15 protein-coding genes are annotated in these 18,116 nt (G+C 69.2%); 3 read left to right on the top strand and 12 right to left on the bottom strand.

The window, feature by feature from the left end; all coding sequences use genetic code 11:
* Positions 1–92: 92 nt before the first annotated feature.
* From ASC98_RS32195 to ASC98_RS26325, 3 genes are all read right to left on the bottom strand, one after another.
* The gene (locus ASC98_RS32195) at positions 93–2,360 is read right to left on the bottom strand and encodes a pseudouridine synthase (RefSeq protein ID WP_082542288.1); all 2,268 of its coding nucleotides are present in this window, start codon (positions 2,358–2,360) and stop codon (positions 93–95) included.
* Positions 2,347–3,264 (bottom strand): SMC-Scp complex subunit ScpB, encoded by a 918-nt coding sequence (gene scpB / locus ASC98_RS26320; RefSeq protein ID WP_056820571.1) that lies wholly within the window; start codon positions 3,262–3,264, stop codon positions 2,347–2,349. The genes ASC98_RS32195 and scpB overlap by 14 nt, the downstream gene beginning before the upstream one ends.
* A 321-nt stretch (positions 3,265–3,585) precedes the next feature.
* Entirely contained in the window at positions 3,586–4,572 is a 987-nt protein-coding gene (locus ASC98_RS26325; protein ID WP_369821166.1) for an RluA family pseudouridine synthase, read from the bottom strand.
* Positions 4,573–4,679: 107 nt separating this feature from the next.
* On the opposite strand from ASC98_RS26325, the gene ASC98_RS26330 reads away from it, so the two are divergent.
* Complete coding sequence (locus ASC98_RS26330; RefSeq protein WP_056808774.1) at positions 4,680–5,477, top strand: outer membrane protein assembly factor BamD; 798 nt, start codon at positions 4,680–4,682, stop codon at positions 5,475–5,477.
* Between the two features lie 4 nt (positions 5,478–5,481).
* Here ASC98_RS26330 and ASC98_RS26335 read toward each other — a convergent pair whose 3' ends face one another.
* Both ASC98_RS26335 and ASC98_RS26340 read right to left on the bottom strand, forming a co-directional pair.
* On the bottom strand, positions 5,482–7,359 hold the full coding sequence (locus tag ASC98_RS26335) for an ATP-dependent DNA helicase (protein ID WP_082542317.1): 1,878 nt from the start codon (positions 7,357–7,359) through the stop codon (positions 5,482–5,484).
* 100 nt (positions 7,360–7,459) lie between these two features.
* On the bottom strand, positions 7,460–7,663 hold the full coding sequence (locus ASC98_RS26340) for a YdcH family protein (RefSeq protein WP_056808773.1): 204 nt from the start codon (positions 7,661–7,663) through the stop codon (positions 7,460–7,462).
* 63 nt (positions 7,664–7,726) lie between these two features.
* Between ASC98_RS26340 and ASC98_RS26345 the strand changes: the two genes are divergently transcribed.
* Positions 7,727–8,491, top strand: a complete 765-nt coding sequence (locus ASC98_RS26345; protein ID WP_056808772.1) for a PP2C family serine/threonine-protein phosphatase — start codon at positions 7,727–7,729, stop codon at positions 8,489–8,491.
* Positions 8,492–8,527: 36 nt separating this feature from the next.
* Here the strand turns inward: ASC98_RS26345 and ASC98_RS26350 are convergent, their stop codons facing one another.
* From ASC98_RS26350 to ASC98_RS26370, 5 genes are all read right to left on the bottom strand, one after another.
* A complete protein-coding gene (locus ASC98_RS26350) occupies positions 8,528–9,082 on the bottom strand; it encodes a hypothetical protein (protein ID WP_056808771.1) in 555 nt (184 codons plus the stop codon).
* Between the two features lie 104 nt (positions 9,083–9,186).
* Positions 9,187–10,287 carry a cell division protein ZapE gene (gene zapE, locus ASC98_RS26355; RefSeq protein WP_056808770.1) on the bottom strand — a complete coding sequence of 367 codons (1,101 nt, stop codon included), beginning with the start codon at positions 10,285–10,287 and terminating at the stop codon, positions 9,187–9,189.
* A 19-nt stretch (positions 10,288–10,306) separates the two neighbouring features.
* The gene (gene lpdA / locus ASC98_RS26360; RefSeq protein ID WP_056808769.1) at positions 10,307–11,734 is read right to left on the bottom strand and encodes a dihydrolipoyl dehydrogenase; all 1,428 of its coding nucleotides are present in this window, start codon (positions 11,732–11,734) and stop codon (positions 10,307–10,309) included.
* A gap of 12 nt (positions 11,735–11,746) precedes the next feature.
* Entirely contained in the window at positions 11,747–13,012 is a 1,266-nt protein-coding gene (gene odhB, locus ASC98_RS26365) for a 2-oxoglutarate dehydrogenase complex dihydrolipoyllysine-residue succinyltransferase (protein WP_056808768.1), read from the bottom strand.
* A gap of 74 nt (positions 13,013–13,086) precedes the next feature.
* The gene (locus tag ASC98_RS26370) at positions 13,087–15,945 is read right to left on the bottom strand and encodes a 2-oxoglutarate dehydrogenase E1 component (protein WP_056808767.1); all 2,859 of its coding nucleotides are present in this window, start codon (positions 15,943–15,945) and stop codon (positions 13,087–13,089) included.
* A gap of 242 nt (positions 15,946–16,187) precedes the next feature.
* On the opposite strand from ASC98_RS26370, the gene ASC98_RS26375 reads away from it, so the two are divergent.
* Entirely contained in the window at positions 16,188–16,499 is a 312-nt protein-coding gene (locus ASC98_RS26375) for a hypothetical protein (protein ID WP_056808766.1), read from the top strand.
* A 14-nt stretch (positions 16,500–16,513) separates the two neighbouring features.
* On the opposite strand, the gene mgrA is transcribed toward ASC98_RS26375, so the two are convergent.
* Both mgrA and ASC98_RS26385 read right to left on the bottom strand, forming a co-directional pair.
* A complete protein-coding gene (gene mgrA, locus ASC98_RS26380) occupies positions 16,514–17,557 on the bottom strand; it encodes an L-glyceraldehyde 3-phosphate reductase (protein ID WP_056808765.1) in 1,044 nt (347 codons plus the stop codon).
* Positions 17,558–17,570: 13 nt separating this feature from the next.
* The gene (locus ASC98_RS26385; protein ID WP_082542316.1) at positions 17,571–17,984 is read right to left on the bottom strand and encodes a cupin domain-containing protein; all 414 of its coding nucleotides are present in this window, start codon (positions 17,982–17,984) and stop codon (positions 17,571–17,573) included.
* Between the last annotated feature and the right edge of the window lie 132 nt (positions 17,985–18,116).

Raw genomic sequence — 18,116 nt, forward strand, 5'->3', positions numbered from 1 at the left:
TCAAGCACTTGGCAAAGCTTCGGATTGTATCGCTTGAAGCACCGGCGGCGACTGCCGCCCGGTGCCTGGAACGGTCTTGTCGCGCCGTGGACTCAGCGGCCGCCGCGGCGACCACCGCCACCGCCGCCGCCATAACCTCCACCACCGCCGCCCCCGTAGCCACCACCGCCGCCGCCACCACCACCGCGATTGCCGCCCCGGCCGCCGCCGCCGCCCTTGCCGCCACGGCGGTGGAAGGCATCGGCTCCGAGGTAGCCCATCGAGGTCTGCAGCGGATCCGGCTCACGCGGGCCACCCCCCTTCTTCGGCGCGTTCGGCCGCGGCGGCGCACTGCCGCCCGGGCCGAAGCCGCCGCCGCCGCGGCCGAAACCGGCACCGCCCGCGGGCGTGCGCGGCTTCTGCACGAAGCGCTTGTCGAAGGTCTGCTCGAGCGGATTCGGGATCTTCGACGGGTCGAAATCCAGGCCTTCGTCGTCGCGGTCGAAGTCGTCGGGCTGGCGCTCGCGCGCCTGCGCCGGCATCTGCTGCGGCTGCGGTTGCGAATGCCCTTGGCCCGGCGCGTTGCGGTTGCCGCGCGGCCCCCGGTCCTGGCGATCGTTCGGACGCTGGGCGTCGCGGTCGTTGCGCGGCCGGTTCTGGCCGGCGTTGTTGTTGCCACGGCCTCGGTCGTTGCCGCGGTTGTCGTTGCCGCGGTTGTCGTTGCCGCGACCTTCATTGCCGCGGCTGTCGCCGCGGTTCTCGCCACGGCTCTCGCCACGGTTGTCCTGGCGCCCCTGCGGCGGGTTGCCGTCGCGCCGCTGGCCGTCGCCGCCTCCGGCAAGGCGGCGGATCGTGCGCACGTCGCTGTCTTCGAGGTCGACCCAGACGCCGCGCTTCAGCCCGCGCGGCAGCACCACGGTGCCGTAGCGGATGCGGATCAGCCGGCTCACGGTGAGGCCGACGGTGTCGAACAGCTTGCGCACCTCGCGGTTGCGGCCTTCGGTGATGACGACGCGGTACCAGTGGTTCGCGCCCTCGCCGCCGCCGTCGACGATCGACTTGAAGCCCGCGACCTGGCCCTCGACCATCACGCCTGCCAGCAGCTTGGCCTTGTCGCCCTCTTCCAGCGTGCCGAGCACGCGCACCGCGTACTCGCGCTCGACGCCGAAGCGCGGGTGCATCAGCTGGTTGGCCAGTTCGCCGGAGTTGGTGAACAGCAGCAGGCCTTCGGTGTTCAGGTCGAGCCGGCCGACCGATTGCCACTTGCCCTGCTGCAGGCGCGGCAGGCGGCGGAACACGGTGGGGCGGTGTTGCGGGTCGTCGTGCGTGACGACCTCGCCGACCGGCTTGTGGTACGCGATGATGCGCGGCGCCGGCGGCACGATGCGCACGCGCACCGGCTTGCCGTCGACCTTGATGCGGTCGCCGAACGAGATGCGCTGGCCGGTGTGGGCCGGCTGGTCGTTCACGGTGACGCGGCCGTCGGCGATCATGTCTTCCATGTCGCGGCGCGAGCCGACGCCGGCCTGGGCCAGCACCTTGTGCAGCTTCGGCGCGTCGGGGTCGGCCTGCAGCACGCGCTTGCGCTCGGCAGCTTCCTCGGGGGTGATCTCCGCAGCTGCCTCATCGCCGGCCGCCTCTTCGCCGTCATCGGCATCGTCGCCTTCGTCGGCGCCGTCGGCAGCGCGCGATGGCTCGGCCGGCTCGTCGTTCGGCAGGCCCTCGGGCTCCGGGACTTCGGCATCGAAATCGCCGGACACGACGGTCGCGAACAGATCGCCCGCGTCGGGCATCGCCGGCGCGGACAGGTGCGCCTCGGCAACGCCGAGCACCGCGTCTTCGCGGCGACGGTCCTTGCGGCCGCCGCGGCGGCGGTTGCGCGACGCCCGCGTCGGCTGGCCGTTCTCGTCGACCTCGCGCTCGAGGCCGGGCGGATCCCAGTCGGGCGGCAGCTCGGCACCGGGCTCGGTGACGACCGTGAAGACCGCCGGTGCATCGGCACCTGCAGCCGCGGCCGCCGCCTGCGATGGTTCAGCGGCGGCCTGGGCCGGCGCCGCGTCGGCAGCCGCCTCGACGGGCTTGCGCGGCCGCTTCGTCTCGACCTGGATCATCGGCTCGGCCGATGGGACAGCAGCCGTGGCAGCCCCCTCACCGGCTTCGGCTTCGACCTTCACCGCCGACTTGCGCTTGCGGGCCGGCTTGGCCGCGGGCTCGGCCGCGTCGGCTGCTGCAGCGTCAGCCGGTCCGGCTTCGGCCGCTGCCTCGGGGGCTTCGGTGGCCGCAGCCTTGGGAGCGCGTCGACGCTTGGGCTTCGCGGCCGAAGCCTCGTCGCCAGGGGCGTCGGCAGGCAGGGTCGTCGAAGAGTCGTCAGCTTGGTTCATGCGGTGTGTCCTCGGAGGCGGCATCGGCCGCTGGCTCGGAATGGGAAGAAGAAGGGGGGGTTGGATCGGCGACGCTGTCGGCGCCGGGTTCCATGGCAGGTTCCGGCGCGGGGTCACCAGCGGAGTCGCTGGTGGGATCGGCCACCGGGTCAAGCGCGGCGTCGGCGTCGGCTGCCGGTTCGGCCGCGGTGTCGGCCGCGGTGTCGGCCGCGGTGTCGGCCGCGGTATCGGCGACGGTTTCGGCGAGGGCTTCGGCCATGGGCGCCGCTTCGGCATCGGCCGGCAACGACACCTCGATGGCCAGTTCGCCGTCGAGCGCCAGTGCGCCCTGCTCCGGCTCGAGCAGCGACGGCTGACCGGCCAGCGCCTCGGCCATCGCACCGGGATTCAACGCCGAGCTTTCCAGCATCGGCAGCTGCTCCAGGCTGGCGAGCCCGAGGTCGTCGAGGAACTGCCGGGTCGTCGCGTACAGCGCCGGGCGGCCGGGGGCCTCGCGGTAGCCGATCGCGTCGATCCAGCCGCGGTCTTCGAGCTGCTTGACGATCTGGCTGCTGACGGTGACGCCGCGGATGTCCTCGATGTCGCCCCGCGTGACCGGCTGGCGGTACGCGATGATCGCGAGGGTCTCCATCACGGCGCGCGAATACTTCGGCGGCTTCTCGGGGTTCAGGCGGTCGAGGTACTCGCGCATCTCCGGCCGGCTCTGGAAGCGCCAGCCGTGGGCCAGCGCCACCAGCTCGACCCCGCGCTCGTCCCAGTCGCGCATCAGCTCGTCGAGCAGCGCGCGCAGGGTGTCGGGGCCGAGTTCGTCGGCAAACAGCGCACGCATGTCCCGCAAGGGCATCGGCTGCTGGGCGCAGATGAGCGCGGTCTCAAGGACGCGCTTTGCATCCTGTGTATTCATTGACGTTCGATCACATCCTCGGCCGGCTCAGCCGGCAGGCATTCAGGGGGCTGGCTCCGTTCGCATCAGCCTTCGCTCGAATCCCGCGGCGCACCGGTGAAGCAGCTGGAGGGCTGGGCATCGGGGCGTCTGGACGTCATTGGCGAAGGCTGTCGAGCGCTTGGAGCGTCGGATTCGAGGCGTCCGCCTTGACAGCATCCATGGACGACCTCTGTGCAGCAATCCGTGCTGCGCGCCATTCACGTTGGCGCCGTCGCTTCCTGGGGTGGGAGCGATTGTGCGCCATTGTATAGGCCCTCCGGCAAGCCTGTCACCTGGGTTCTACAGGGCTTTCTCCGAGGCCTCGACGACCTGCTGCCAGGCGCGGGCCAGGTCGGCCGGCGGCGCGGCCTCGAACTGCATCGGCTGCCCGCTCGCCGGGTGCGCGAAACCGAGCCGCGCCGCATGCAGCGCCTGGCGCGTCAGGCCCAGCCCCGGGCGCCCGCCGTACAGCGCGTCCGACAGCAGCGCGTGGCCGCGTGTCGCCAGGTGCACGCGGATCTGGTGGGTGCGCCCGGTGTGCAGCTTGCAACGCACCGCACTCACCGCGCCCTCGTCGAACTCCGCCAGCGCGACGCGGCTGACATCGGTCTGCGCCGGCTTGCCGCTGCCCACCACGGCCATCTTGACCCGCGACTGCGGATCGCGCGCGAGCGGCGCGTCGATGCGGAACGGCTGCGACGGCACCCGCCCGTGCACCAGCGCCTGGTACTCGCGCTGCACCTCGCGGGCGGCGATCGCCCGCACCAGCGCCGTCACCGACTGCAGCGTCTTGCCGACCACCAGCAGCCCCGAGGTGTCCTTGTCGAGCCGGTGCACGATGCCGGCGCGCGGCAGCGTCGCCGCGGCCGGGTGGTGCGCCAGCAGCCCGTTCAGCAGCGTGCCCGACCAGTTGCCGGCCGCCGGGTGAACCACCATGCCCGGCGCCTTGTCGATGATGATCAGCGACTCGTCCTCGAACACGATCGGCAGCGCCATCGCTTCAGGGCGGAACGCGCGGCTCTCGGGCGTCGGCACCAGTTCGACCACCAGCTGCTGGCCGGCCGACACCTTGCGCGAGGCCTGCGTCATCGGCCGCTCGTCGACCCACACATGGCCGCCTTCGATCAGCGTCTGCAGGTGGTTGCGCGAGAACTCGCCGGCCATCGCGACCAGCGCCTTGTCGAGCCGCACGCCGTGCAGGCTGCGGTCGATCAGCGCGACGCGGCGCTCGGGCGCATCGGCAACGCCGGCCTCCAGCGCTTCGTCGCCCGCCTCGGTGGCGTCGATGCCCTGCACGGACTCAGGGGGGAGCGACAGGTCGCTGGAGGGGTGAACCATATAATCGCCGCTCTTCTTTCGACAGGAAGCGCCGCAGCGGTGGCGCCACGAGGCTCATGAATGTGATTCGCTTGGTTGGCCGGTGGTCGGCCCTGGCATCGGTGGCCGTGCTGGCCGCGCTGCTCACGGCCTGTGGCTCGACCCCGAAAGACGAAACGGCCGGGATGACCGTCGAGAAATTGTATGCAGAGGCGAAGTCCGAAGCCGATGCCGGCAGTTACGAACGTGCGCTGAAGCTCTACGAACGCCTCGAAGGCCGTGCCGCCGGCACGCCGCTCGGGCAGCAGGCGACGCTGGAGCGAGCCTACCTGAACTACAAGACCGGCGAGAAGGCGACCGCGCTGTCGATCCTCGAGCGCTTCCTGAAGCTGCACCCGACCAGCCCCGCCTTCGACTACGCGCTGTACCTGCAGGGCGTCGTCAACTTCAACGACAACCTCGGCCTGTTCAGCAGCATCGCGCGGCAAGACCTGTCCGAGCGCGACCAGCAGGCGTCGAAGGACTCGTTCCAGTCGTTCAAGCAACTGGTCGACCAGTTCCCGCAGTCGAAGTACACGCCCGACGCACAGGCGCGCATGCGCTACATCGTCAACTCGCTGGCGTCGTACGAGGTGCACGTGGCCCGCTACTACTACCGCCGCGGGGCCTACGTGGCCGCCGCGAACCGGGCGCAGCAGACGGTGCAGGAATTCCAGCAGAGCCCGGCGACCGAAGAAGCGCTGCACCTGATGGTGATGAGCTACGACAAGCTCGGCTTGGTCCAGCTGCGCGACGACGCGGGCCGGGTGCTGCGCCAGAACTACCCGAACAGCGAGTTCATCGCGTCCGAACCCGTGCCGGCGACGGCGCAGTAGAACGCTAGAACGGCAGCGCCTGCGCCTGCAGGCCTTCGAGCCATTCGAGGGCGTCCGACTCGGCCATCACCCGCGTCATCGGCGGCAAGGCATCGCGCAGCCGCTTGCCGTAGTTCATGCCGGCCATGCGCGGGTCGCAGATCACCAGCAGCCCGCGGTCGGTCTCGCTGCGGATCAGCCGCCCCGCGCCCTGCTTCAGCGACACCGCCGCCTCGGCGATGAAATACTCGGCGAACGGATTGCGACCCTCGCTCTCCAGCCGCTTGACCCGCGCCTCGACCAGCGGATCGGTGGGCGGCGGGAACGGCAGCTTGTCGATCATCACGCACTGCAGCGCATCGCCGGGGACGTCGATGCCTTCCCAGAAGCTCTGCGAGCCGACCAGCACCGAGCGCGGCTGCGCGAGGAACTGCTGCAGCAGCTGCCGCTTCGGCATCGAGCCCTGCATCAGCACCTGGATGTTGTCGCCCTCGGTCTCGAAGGTGTCGCGCAGGCGGTCGCCGACCGTCTGCAGCGCCCGCAGCGTGGTGGTCAGCACGAAGGTGCGCCCGCCCAGCGCCCGCGCGCAGCGCGCGGCCAGCGCAGCCACCGCCGGCGGATGCGCCGGCTCGTTCGGTTTCGGGAACGCGGCCGGGATGTACAGCCGCGCATGCGCCTGGTAGTCGAACGGGCTGCCGACGCGCAGCGTCAGCGCGTCGTCGAGCCCCGCCGATTCGGTGAACCACGACAGCCGCTCGTCGTCGCCGAGCGTCGCCGACGTGAAGATCCACGCGCGCGGCGCCGCGTCCATCTGCTCGCGCAACGCGTCGCGGATGTCGAGCGGCGACTCGACCAGCCGCGCCTGGTGCGGCGACAGGTCGATCCAGCGCACCTTGCCCGGTGCCGCCTCCTGCTCGAACTGCGCGGCCATGCGGCGGAAGTTCTGCGCCCGCTCCATCAACTTCGAAAAGTCCGGGGCGATCTCGCTGACGGTGTCCAGCCCCAGCTGGGCCGCTTCGCACGCCTGCGCGACGCCCTGCAGCGCGGCGCCGAAATCGGCACGCCCGGCGCGTTCGTCCCAGCGCAGCTTCAGGCTGCCGCGCACCTCGCGCATCGGCCCGGCCGCGGCCATGCGCAGCTCGCGCGCGGCCTTGTCGCAGGCGGCGGCCAGGTCCTGCCACGGCGCGAGGCCGCGCGCCAGCTGCAGGCCGGCGCCGAGCATGTCGCGCGCGAAATCGATCACCTGCCCGGTGCCGAGCATCGTGCCGAGGAAGGCGACGCCGGCCTCGGCCAGCTGGTGCGCCTCGTCGAAGACCGCCACCTCGACGCTCGGCAGCAGCTCGGCCACGCCCGAATCGCGCAGCGCCATGTCGGCGAAGAACAGGTGGTGGTTGACGACGACCAGGTCGGCCGCCATCGCGTCGCGCCGGGCCTTCATCACATGGCACTGGCGGTAGTCGGGGCACTCGCTGCCGAGGCAGTTGTCGCGGGTGGAGGTGACCAGCGGGATCACGCTGGAGCGTTCGTCCAGCCCGTCGAGCTCGGCCAGGTCGCCGCTGGCGGTCGAGCGCGACCAGGTCTCGATCTTGGCCAGCGTGCGCACCGCCCAGCGGTCGGGCAGCTGGGCCGACTGGCGCGCCTGGTTCATGCGGTGCGTGCACAGGTAGCTGGCGCGGCCCTTCAGCAGCGCGATCGTCACCGGCAGCCCGAGCGCATCGCGCAGCCGCGGCAGGTCGCGCAGGAAGAGCTGGTCCTGCAGGCTCTTGGTCGCGGTGCTGATCAACGCCCGCGCGCCCGACAGCAGCGTCGGCACCAGGTACGCGAAGGTCTTGCCGACGCCGGTACCGGCCTCGGCGACCAGCGCATGCCGCCCGTCGATCGCCTGCGCCACCTGCTGCGCCATGCGCTGTTGCACCTCGCGCTCGACATAGCGCTCGTCGGCCTGCGACAGCGCGCCGCCCTGCGCAAAGGCTTCGGCCACGGCCTCTTCGAGCGGTGTCAGATCAGGCGGGTTCGGGAGGGTCAAGCTGGGCTTCCAGTTTCGAGATCTGGTCCCGCAGGGCCAGGCGCCGCTTCTTCAGGCGGCGCATCATCAGTTCGTCGCGCGGAGCGTCGTCGCCGGCCAGGTCGATCAGGCTGTCGAGGTCGGCGTGTTCCATCCGGAGCTCGATGAGGCGGCGCTGCGGCGAGTGCAGGTTGTCGTCCATCGAGGAGAACGTCGCGGAGTATTGCAAGTGAATGTGAGGGCAAAGCGATTATAGTTTTCGCCCATGAGCACACCCCCAGGATATCGGCTGAATGCCGCCACCGGCATGCACCGTGGCGACCGAGCCTACCAGCAGGACCAGGTCGAGATCCTGCCCCACCACCGGGTTCCCGGGTGTGCCCTCGCAGTGCTGGCCGACGGCATGGGCGGCAAGAGCGGCGGGCGCAAGGCCGCCGACCAGGTGGTGCTCACCGCGCGCCAGCTGTTCGAGCGCTACAGCCCGAACCAGGACGATCCGTCGGAGCTGCTGAAGCAGCTGGTGCTCGAAGCCCACCTGATGATCAAGCTGACCGCGATCACCGCCGAGGAAGAACCGCACAGCACCGCGGTGGCCTTCCTGATCAGCCCGTCGCGCGAGTGCGACATGATCCACGCCGGCGATTCGCGCTGCTACCACTTCCGTGGGCCCGACATGGTCCGCCGCACCATCGACCATTCATTCGTGCAGCGCCTGGTCGACGAAGGCCAGATCAGCGAGGACGAGGCCAACACCCACCCGCAGTCGAACCTGCTGACCGGCTGCCTCGGCACCTACCAGGACCCGCCACTGACGCTGCACCACATCGACCAGTTGCAGGTCGGCGATTCGGTGCTGTCGTGCAGCGACGGGCTGTGGCATTACTTCACCCCGAAGGAGCTCGGCGCGATCGTGCACACGCTGCCGCCGCGCGAGGCGAGCGAGATGCTGGTGACGAAGGCACGCCAGCGGGCTCGGGGGACGGGGGACAACCTGTCGCTGGCTCTCATCCGGATCGACGCGCTGGGCTGACGCGCTCCCCGGATCGGCATCCGGGCGACATGGCATTCACGGGGACGACGCGGCGGGCATCGGCAGTGCCGGCTTGCGCTTCGCCGCCCTGTCGCGGTTGCGCTTCTCGATCTCTTCCTTGTGGGCCTGCGCCTCGCGCTGGCGAGCCTCGAAGCGCTCGCGCGCCTGCTGCTCGTCGGCGCTGCGGTCGACCGGTGCCGGCCGCGACGCGGCCGATGGCGGCAGCAGCGGCTTCGCCTCGCGCTGCTTCGGCACGCGCGGCGCACGCGGCTCCGGCGGCGGCTTGTTGATCTCGTCCCAGGCCTTCGCCTCGCGCCGGCGGCGGTGCTCGGCACTGCGCTGCTGGCGCTCCACCTCGTCGAGCGCGATCTCCTGCTGGTGCAGGTTGTCGAGCGACTGGCGCCGGTCGGCACGCGCCTGGTCGATGCACGAGGTCACGACGAAGCGGCGCTTGCACTCGGCCTCGCGCTGCGCGTACTGCACCTCGGCCGCTTGGCGCTGCTTCGCGATGCGCTCGCGCTCGGCCTGGCTGGACGGCTCCGCGGCACAGGCGCCCACTGCCGCGAATGCAGCCAGACAAGAAGCCAGCACGCCAGACCAGAACGATCCAGCGGACGCCGCGGAGCCGGCTCTGCCGGGCCGCTGGCGGCGCCCCCTTGAGGGGGAGGCGCGAAGCGCCTTCGGGGGTGGGTCCATCATGTCAGCCGAGTATCCACGTCCCGGCGTTCGAGCGACAGGAATTCCTTCGACTGCATCTCGTTGAGCCGCGACACCGTGCGCGGGAACTCGTGCGCCAGCGGGCCGTCCTTGTACAGCTCTTCCGGCGGCACCGCGGCCGACAGGATCAGCTTCACACGGCGGTCGTACAGCACGTCGACCAGCCAGGTGAAACGCCGCGCCTCCGACGCCAGCCGTGGCGGCATCTGCGGCACATCCGACAGCAGCACGGTGTGGAACTGCGTCGCGAGTTCCAGGTAGTCGTTCTGCGAACGCGGTCCGCCGCACAAGGTCTTGAAGTCGAACCACACCACGCCGCCGGCCTTGCGCCGCGCATGCAGCTCGCGGTGCTCGATGTGCAGCACCGGCGGCTCGTCCCTGGCTTCGGCCAATTGCGTGAAGGCGTCGGCCATCGCGGCATCGGCCTCGGGGCCGAGCGGCGTGTGGTACAGCGTCACCTGCTCCAGCGTGCGGCGTCGGTAATCGGTGCCGTTGTCGACGCTGATGACCTCGAGCTTCTGCTTCAGCAGCTCGATGGCCGGCAGGATGCGGTCGCGGTGCAGCCCGTTCGGGTACAGGTCGTCGGGCTTGAAGTTCGAGGTGGTGACGATGCTGACGCGGTTCGCGAACAGGCTGTCGAGCAGCCGGTGCAGGATCATCGCGTCGGTCACGTCGGCGACGTGGAACTCGTCGAAGCAGATCAGCCGGTGGCGCCGCGAGATGCGCGCGCCCAGCTCGTCGAGCGGGTTGACGACGCCCTTCAGCTCGGCGAGCTCGCGGTGCACCTCGCGCATGAACTCGTGGAAGTGCAGCCGCGTCTTGCGCTGCAGCGGCACGGCGTTGAAGAAGCAGTCCATCAGGAAGCTCTTGCCGCGCCCCACCCCGCCGTGCATGTAGACACCGCGCGGCAGCGGCGGGCGCACCAGCAGCTTCGTGATCGCGTTGCTGCGCCGCGCCTTGTAGGCTTCCCACTCGTCCTGGCAGCGCTGCAACGCGGCGACCGCGGCGAGTTGCGCCGGGTCGCTCTGGTAGCCGCGCTCCGCGAGCGTCTGCCGGTACAACTCGGTGACGGAGACCATCGACAGCGGCAGCGCCCGATCAGAAGTTGAGGGTGCGCTTGTCGATGGCCAGGGCGGCTTCCTTCGTGGCTTCGCTCAGCGACGGGTGCGCATGGCAGATGCGCGCGATGTCCTCGGCCGAGGCCTTGAACTCCATCGCGACCACCGCTTCGGAGATCAGCTCCGACGCCATCGGCCCGACGATGTGCACGCCGAGGATCTCGTCGGTCTTCGCGTCGGCGAGGAACTTGACCATGCCGGTCGTGTCGCCCAGCGCACGCGCCCGGCCGTTCGCGAGGAACGGGAAGGTGCCGGCCTTGTAGGCCCGGCCCGCGGCCTTCAGCTGCTGCTCGGTCTGGCCGACCCACGCGATCTCCGGCGAGGTGTAGATCACCCACGGGATCGTGTTGAAGTTGACGTGCCCGTGCTGGCCGGCAATGCGCTCGGCCACCGCGACGCCCTCTTCCTCGGCCTTGTGCGCCAGCATCGGGCCGCGCACCACGTCGCCGATCGCCCAGACGTTCGGCAGGTTGGTCTTGCAGTCGTCGTCGACCACCACCGCGCCGCGCTCGTCGAGCTTCAGGCCGACGGCTTCCGGGTTCAGGCCGATGGTGTTCGCGACACGGCCGATCGAGACGATCAGCTTCTCGACCTCGAGCGTCTGCGCTTCGCCCTTCGCGTTGGCGTACGCGACGGTGACACCCTTCTTGCCGGTCTTGACTTCGCTGATCTTGACGCCCAGCTCGACCTTCAGGCCCTGCTTGTTGAAGGCCTTCTGGGCCTCCTTGGCGATCTGCTCGTCGACCGCGCCGAGGAAGGCCGGCAGCGCTTCGAGCACCACCACCTCGGCCCCGAGGCGGCGCCACACCGAGCCCATCTCCAGGCCGATCACGCCGGCGCCGATCAGGCCCAGCTTCTTCGGCACCGCGGGGATGCGCAGCGCGCCGTCGTTGCTGAGGATCAGCTCCTCGTCGAACGGCGCACCGGGCAGCGCACGCGGGTTGGAGCCGGTGGCGACGATCACGTGCTTCGCGACGATCGATTCTTCAGCGGCGCCGGCGACCTTGATCTCATAGCCGCCCTCGGTCGCCTTCACGAACGAGCCGCGACCGTGGAAGAACGACACCTTGTTCTTCTTGAAGAGGTACAGGATGCCGTCGTTGTTCTGCTTCACGACCGCGTTCTTGCGGCCCAGCATCTTGCCGATGTCGATGCTGAGGTCCTTCAGGCCGATGCCGTGGTCGGCAAAGGCATGGCCGGCATGCTCGAAGTGCTCGCTCGACTGCAGCAGCGCCTTCGACGGAATGCAGCCGACATTGGTGCAGGTGCCGCCGGGGGCGGGGCCGCCCTTCTCGTTCTTCCACTCGTCGATGCAGGCGGTGTTGAAGCCCAGCTGCGCCGCGCGGATCGCCGCGATGTAGCCGCCGGGGCCGCCGCCGATGACGACGACGTCAAATGATTTGCTCATCGTGGTTCCTGTTTAGATGTCGAACAGGAGGCGAGCCGGATCTTCCAGCGCGTCCTTCATCGCGACCAGGCCCAGCACGGCTTCGCGGCCGTCGATGATGCGGTGGTCGTACGACATCGCGAGGTAGTTCATCGGGCGGATCACGATCTGGCCGTTCTCGACCACCGCGCGGTCCTTCGTGGCGTGAACGCCGAGGATGGCCGACTGCGGCGGGTTGATGATCGGCGTCGACAGCATCGAGCCGAAGGTGCCGCCGTTCGAGATCGAGAAGGTGCCGCCGGTCAGCTCGTCGAGCGACAGCTTGCCGTCCTTGGCCTTCTGGCCGAAGCCGGCGATGGTCTTCTCGATGTCGGCAAAGCTCAGCTGGTCGGCATTGCGGATGATCGGCACCACCAGGCCGCGCGGCGAACCGACCGCGATGCCGATGTCGAAGTAGCCGTGGTAGACGATGTCGTTGCCGTCGACGCTGGCGTTGATCACCGGGTACTTCTTCAGCGCGGCGACCGCGGCCTTCACGAAGAAGCTCATGAAGCCCAGCTTCACGCCATGCTCCTTCTCGAACTTCTCCTGGAACTTCTTGCGCATCTCCATGACCGGGGCCATGTTCACTTCGTTGAACGTGGTCAGGATGGCGTTGGTGGCCTGCGACTGCAGCAGGCGCTCGGCGACACGGGCGCGCAGGCGGCTCATCGGCACGCGCTGCTCAGGACGATCGCCCAGGTTTTGCGAAACCGGTGCGGCAACCGACGGCAGCGGCTTGGCCACCGATGCGGCGACGGGCGCTGCCACCGGTGCGGCGACGGCCGGCTTCGCGCCGGCGGCGATCGCGCCCAGCACGTCGCCCTTGGTCACGCGGCCGTCCTTGCCGGTGCCGGCCACCGAGCTGGTCGACAGGTTGTTGTCGGCCAGCAGCTTGGCGGCCGCGGGCATCGCGACATCGCCCTTGCTGCCACCAGCCGCGGGCGCCGCGGCGGCAGCAGGCGCGGCCGCAGGTGCCGGCACCGCCTTGATCTCGAGCGGGCTCACCTGGGCAGCGGCCTCGGTGTCGATCCGGGCGATGACTTCATCGCTGGTGCAGCTCTCGCCGTCGTTCTTGACGATCTGCGCGATCACGCCGGCGGCCGGCGCCGGCACTTCGAGCACGACCTTGTCGGTCTCGATCTCGATCAGGATCTCGTCGATGGCCACGGCTTCGCCGGGCTTCTTCTTCCATTGCAGCAGGGTGGCTTCGGCCACCGATTCGGACAGCTGCGGAACTTTGACTTCTACGATTGCCATGAGGTTCTTTCTGGGTGTTCAGCACGGTTGCAGCCGCGCCGGCCACCGGGCCGGCAGGCTGCACCACGACTTGCTTATTTGGTGAGGACGAAGCCCTTGAGCTTGGCGAAGGCCTGGTCGAGCAGCGCCTTCTGCTGCTCCTGGTGCAGGTGCGCATAACCCACCGCCGGCGAAGCCGATGCCGGGCGACCCGCATAGCCCAGCCGCTGGCCGTCGACCATGTTCTCGTGGATGTAGTGCTGCACGAAGAACCACGCACCCTGGTTCTGCGGCTCGTCCTGGCACCAGACGATCTCGGTCGCGTTGGCGTACTTCTTCACCTCGGCCGCGAAGGCCTTGTGCGGGAACGGGTAGAGCTGCTCGACGCGGATGATCGCCACGTCGGTGGCCTTCTTCTCGGCCCGGGCCTTCACCAGGTCGTAGTAGACCTTGCCGGAGCACGCGACGATGCGCTTGACCTTGTCGGCCGCGATCTCGGCATTCGCCTCGGGGATCACCGTCTTGAACTCGCCCTTCGTGAACTCGACGAGCGGCGACGTGGCGTCCTTGTTCCGCAGCAGCGACTTCGGCGTCATGATCACCAGCGGCTTGCGGAACATGCGCACCATCTGGCGGCGCAGCACATGGAAGATCTGGCTGGCCGAGGTCGGCTGCACGATCTGCATGTTGTTGTCGGCGGCCAGTTGCATGAAGCGCTCCAGGCGTGCCGACGAATGCTCCGGGCCCTGCCCTTCGTAGCCGTGCGGCAGCATCAGCGTCAGGCCGTTGGCGCGGCCCCACTTGACCTCGCCGGACGCGATGAACTGGTCGATCACCACCTGCGCGCCGTTGACGAAGTCGCCGAACTGCGCTTCCCAGATGGTCAGCGTGTTCGGGTCGGCGCTGGCGTAGCCGTATTCGAAGCCGAGCACCGCTTCTTCGGACAGCAGCGAGTCGATCACGACGAACGGGGCCTGGTTGTCGGCCACGTGCTGCAGCGGCGTCCAGGTGCCTTCGTCCCACTTCTCGCGGTTCTGGTCGTGCAGCACCGCATGGCGGTGCGTGAAGGTACCGCGGCCGCTGTCTTCGCCGGACAGGCGGATCGGGTAGCCGCTCGCGACCAGCGATGCGAAGGCGAGGTGCTCGCCCATGCCCCAGTCCATGTTGATGTCGCCGCGGCCCATCGCGGCGCGGTCGGCCAGCACCTTCTCGACCAGCGGGTGCGGCTTGAAGTTCGCCGGCACCGTCGTGATGCGCTCAGCCAGGCGCTTGACCTCGGCCAGCGGCAGCGCGGTGTCGGCCGAATCGGTCCACTTCTTGTTCAGGTACGGCGACCAGTCGACCGCATACTTGCTCTTGTAGTTGGTCAGCACCGGGTCGATGGTGTGCTTGCCGGCGTCCATCGCGGCGCGGAATTCCTTGACCATCGCGTCCGGGCCGTCGGCCGGCAGCACGCCCTGGGCCACCAGCTTGTCGCCGTACAGCTTGCGGGTGCCCGGGTGCTGCGCGATCTTCTTGTACATCAGCGGCTGCGTCAGCGCCGGCGTGTCCTGCTCGTTGTGGCCGAGCTTGCGGAAGCAGACGATGTCGACCACCACGTCCTTGTTGAACTCCTGGCGGTAGTCGAGCGCGAGCTGCGTGCACAGCACGACCGCTTCGGGGTCGTCGCCGTTCACGTGCAGCACCGGCGCCTCGATCATCTTGACCACGTCGGTGCAGTACAGCGTCGAGCGGGTGTCACGCGGGTCGCTGGTCGTGAAGCCGATCTGGTTGTTGATGACGACGTGGACGGTGCCGCCGGTGTAGTAGCCGCGCGTCTGCGCGAGCGCCAGCGTTTCCATCACGACGCCCTGGCCGGCGAAGGCCGCGTCGCCGTGCACCAGCACCGGCAGCACGGTGTCGCCTTCCTTGTCGCCGCGGCGGTCGAGGCGGGCCTTGACCGAGCCTTCGACGACCGGGTTGACGATCTCCAGGTGCGACGGGTTGAACGACAGGCTCAGGTGGACCGGGCCGCCGTCGGTGGTGACGTCGCTCGAGAAGCCCTGGTGGTACTTCACGTCGCCCGAAGGCAGGTTCTCGGGCGCGGTGTGGTCGAACTCGGCGAACAGGTCCTTGGGCATCTTGCCCAGCGTGTTGACCAGCACGTTCAGGCGGCCGCGGTGGGCCATGCCGATCACGATTTCCTGCACGCCCTTCTCGCCGGCACGCTGCACCAGCTCGTCCATCGACGCGATGAAGCTTTCGCCGCCTTCGAGCGAGAAGCGCTTCTGGCCGACGTACTTCGTGTGCAGGTAGCGCTCCAGGCCTTCGGAGGCCGTCAGGCGGTTCAGGATCTGCTTCTTCTGCTCGGCCGTGAAGTTCGGCTTCGAGCGGATGGCTTCGAGGCGTTGCTGCCACCAGCGCTTTTCAGGCTGGTCGGTGATGTGCATGTACTCGGCGCCGATCGAGCCGCAGTAGGTTTCGCGCAGCGCCTGCACGATCTGGCGCAGCGTCATCTGCTCGGACGTGCTGAAGTAGGTGTTCGTCGCGCTGAACGTGATGTCCATGTCGGACTCGCTCAGGTCGTAGAACGCCGGTTCCAGCTCGGGGATCTTCGGGCGCTCGACGCGCTTCAGCGGGTCGAGGTCGGCCCAGCGGGCGCCGAGCACGCGGTAGGCGGCGATCAGCGACTGGACATGGACCTGCTTGCGGGCGACCGCGAGGTCGGCGCTGCTGGCCTTGTTGCCGAAGGCGTTGGCCTTGGCGCGTTGAGCGAATGATTCGACGACCGGTGCATGCGGTACGTCGGCAGCCGACGAACCGTCGGCGGCAGGAACGTGCTGGAGCGCGTCGAAGTAGGCGCGCCAGTTGTCGGGCACGGAGCCCGGGTTGTCGAGGTAGGCCTCGTACATCTCTTCGACGTAGGGCGCATTGCCCCCGAACAGGTACGAGTTCGACCTGTATTCCTGCATCATTTCGCTCACCTTTCGCACTGGTTTCCAGCGCTGTAGTGGGTTACAAACCTTCCGCGACACGGCTAGACCGACTGGCGGATTGCGACCCGCCTTGACTGCTCAACCAGCAAGGGGACGGGAAGGACCTGAAGTCACGGCCGGGACTGTAACACCGTTGGAATTCTGCGGTCCACGTCGTGGGATCGGCGTGTTTCGTGCGGACGACAATCGCGTGACTCCTTTGGTGGATTCATCCGCCCGACATGCGCCGCACCATCGAAATCCACCCCGCCGCGCCACCCAAGCCGCCGCTCGGCCAGCCCTGCAACGGCTGCGGCGTGTGCTGTGCGAGCGAGCCCTGCCCGGTCGGCGTGCTGATGAGCCGGCGCCGGCACGGGGCCTGTGCGGCGCTGGTGTGGGAGGAACAGGGCGGTTACCGCTGCGGCGTGCTGCTGCGGGCGCGCGCGTTGCGCGGGCCGGCCTGGCTGCGCCGCGTGGCCGCCCGGCTGGTGGCGCGGTTGATCGCCGCCGACCAGGGTTGCGATTGCGACTACGAAGTCGAACCGCACCGCTGATCGGCGTCGCGACGTCAGAACGCCTCGTCGCGGCTGGAGTGGGCCCACAGGTCCAGCCCGCCGTCCTGCGCATGGCGGTCGATCTCGGCCAGTTCCTGCGCGCTGAAATCGAGCCGCGCCAGCGCCGCGACGTTCTCGCGCAGCTGCTCGGGCCGGCTCGCGCCGATCAGCGCCGTCGTCACGCGCGGGTCGCGCAGCACCCAGGCCAGCGCCATCTGCGCGAGCGACTGCCCGCGCTTCTGCGCGATCGCCCGCAGCCCGCGCACCCGCTCCAGGTTGGCGTCCGACAGGTGCTCCGCCTTCATCGAGCCGCCGCCCGGCTTGTTGATGCGCGCATCGGCCGGGATGCCGTTCAGGTACTTGTCGGTCAGCAGCCCCTGGGCCAGCGCGCTGAAGGCGATGCAGCCTGCCCCTTCGCTGTCGAGCGTGGCGAGCAGCTCGCCTTCGATCCAGCGGTTCAGCAGGCTGTACGACGGCTGGTGGATCAGCAGCGGCACGCCGCGCTCGCGCAGCAGCCTGGCCATCTCGGCAGTCTTGCCCGCCGAGTACGACGAGATGCCCACATACAGCGCGCGCCCCGACTGCACCGCGGTGGCGAGCGCCGATGCGGTTTCCTCGAGCGGCGTCGCGGCATCGAAACGGTGCGAATAGAAGATGTCGACGTAATCGAGCCCCATGCGGCGCAGGCTCTGGTCGAGGCTCGCGAGCACGTATTTGCGCGAGCCGCCGCCCTGCCCGTACGGGCCCGGCCACATGTCGTAGCCGGCCTTGGTGGAGATCACCAGCTCGTCTCGATAGGGCTTGAAGTCCTCGCGCAGCACGCGGCCGAAGTTGCTCTCGGCGCTGCCATACGGCGGGCCGTAGTTGTTGGCGAGATCGAAATGGGTGATGCCCAGGTCGAAGGCGGTGCGCAGCAGCGCGCGCTGCTCGGTGAGCGGCGTGGCATCGCCGAAGTTGTGCCACAGGCCGAGCGACAGCAGCGGCAGCTGCAGGCCGCTGCGGCCGCAGCGGCGGTAGGTCATGGTCTCGTAGCGGTTGGCCGCGGCGGTGTAGGTCATGGTTCCCGGGTCGTCATTTGACGAAGTCGTACAGCGGGGCATTCTTGTCGACGACGTGCACGGTGAACAGCTTCAACGGCACGTCGCCGACCACCTTGAAGCTGCCGTGCTGCACGTCGCGCAGGTTCAGCCCGGTCAGGCCGGTCGGCATCATCGCCGCGTCCTTGCCCGGCGCCTGCACCATCGCGCCCTGCAGCACGTGGAAGGCTTCGACGCCATGGTGCACGTGCAGGTTGCTGCTCTGGCCCGGCTTCAGTTCGACGATCGACGCGATCACCTCCATGTTGGGCGTGCCGCTCAGGTCGGCGCGCTTCTGCTCCGCGCGCTGCGGTGAATCGGTCAGCGTCTGCGCCGTCAGGCCGGTGGTGAGGCCGAGTGCGAACAACAGCGCACCGGACAGCGTGAGCGTCAGCCGGGAAGTCTTCATGGTGTCGGTCTCCTCGCGCGACATGCGCCGCGGCACTGTGCGCGCGGGTGCCGGGAGCGTCAATCGGGGTTGACGCCGCGCATCCAAGGCTTATTTGGGGCCGCTCGCGAAGAATCCACATTGACTGCAAAT

Source organism: Rhizobacter sp. Root1238 (assembly GCF_001425825.1).
Lineage (GTDB): Bacteria > Pseudomonadota > Gammaproteobacteria > Burkholderiales > Burkholderiaceae_C > Rhizobacter.